The sequence below is a fragment of the Fibrobacter sp. genome, from assembly GCA_024398965.1.
Classification (GTDB): Bacteria; Fibrobacterota; Fibrobacteria; order Fibrobacterales; family Fibrobacteraceae; genus Fibrobacter.
This window is the reverse complement of sequence record JAKSIF010000143.1, coordinates 1-1,476: the sequence shown is the minus strand read 5'-3', so window position 1 is coordinate 1,476 and position 1,476 is coordinate 1. Positions and strand designations below refer to the sequence as shown.

Genomic DNA, 1,476 nt, shown 5'->3' with positions numbered 1-1,476 from the left:
GCAGGATGTCAAGAATATCTTAGTCCTCCAAAATTGGTTGGAAAGGATAAGAAAGGAAGTGACAAATAAAGTGCTTAGTATCAAGCGAATAAGCGAATTTTTGAATTTTCCGATTCTTGCTCAACCGACTCTTAAAAAGATATAATAAAATGATTTTTGTTTCTGATTTGTTTCTCATATATGGCTTGATTTTCATATCTTTGCACATGCTTTCAAGGGCATAATCACGATGCAGAAACGATATATCAGCATCCGAAAAGCCCAAACCTCGCAGACCCTCTGCAAAATTCATTTTCCCTTCTTTCGGGAGTAAATTACCAATAAAAAATATACAAGCATGGCAAGACCAAAGAAACAAGTCAAACTGAAGGAGCCGATTAAGATTCGTCTCAAACCTCTCGCAGATGGCAATAAGAGTATCTATCTTGACATCTACTGGAAGGGAGTCAGGAAGTATGAGTATCTGAAACTCTACATCATTCCTGAGGTCAATCCACTCTGCAAGGAGCAGAACAAGGAAACGATGGCAGTCGCAGAACGTATCAAGGCAGAGCGCATCAAGGCTCTCCATGGTCACGGAGTGCAAGACTGGGAAACCGTCAAGCAGGGTTCACAACTCTTGACAGGATGGATCAAGAAGTATTGTGAAGGTGGAGTCAGCACCAAGAAGTCAACCCTCCATTGTCGTGTTGAAATGCTTCACACCGTGGAGAAATATCTTGAAGAGTCCAATCAGACCTTTATCACCCTTGAAGAGGTCAATGCTGATTTCTGCCGTGGGTATGTGAAGTTCCTTCGCACCTTCCCAAACTCACACTGCAAGTACATTGAGCCAAGACCTATCAGTCAGAACACGGCAAGCCGTTACCTCGGTATGTTCTCGACTACTCTCAACAATGCCGTCCGTCAAGGTATCATCCGAAACAATCCAATGAAGGAACTGGATGCCAAGGAGCGCATTCAGCCCAAGGATGGCAAGAAGGAATACCTTACCATTGAGGAACTTAAAGCCCTCATGGCAACCGACAGTTATCGCCCAGAGGTCAAGCAAGCCTTCATCTTTGCTTGTTTCACTGGATTGCGACTCAGTGACATGTACAAACTTGCACCGATTCATATCTTCAAGACTCCTGACGGAAAGGGCGAGTACATTGACATGGAAATGCAGAAGACTGAGAAACCTGTCATCATCCCACTCTCGGAAGAGGCAAAGCGTTGGTTACCAAAACCAAAGGGAATAACAACTCCCTTCTTTGATATACCAACGACCCAGACCGTCATAGGCAGAGCCCTTCGCAAATGGGCAGAGGCAGCAGGTGTAGAGAAGCACATCAGTTTCCACTGTTCACGTCACACCTTCGGCACAATGATGCTGACACTTGGCGCAGACCTGTTCACCACAAGCAAGTTGATGGGTCACACCAACATTCAGACCACTGAAATCTATGCGAAAATCGTAGATAAGAAGAAGGAGGA

General features: G+C 44.7%; 1 protein-coding gene. It reads left to right on the top strand.

What is annotated here, in order from left to right; all coding sequences use genetic code 11:
• Window positions 1–337 precede the first annotated feature (337 nt).
• Window positions 338–1,476 (top strand): site-specific integrase (locus MJZ26_15160; protein MCQ2107114.1); only part of this gene is annotated, 1,139 nt, incomplete at its 3' end.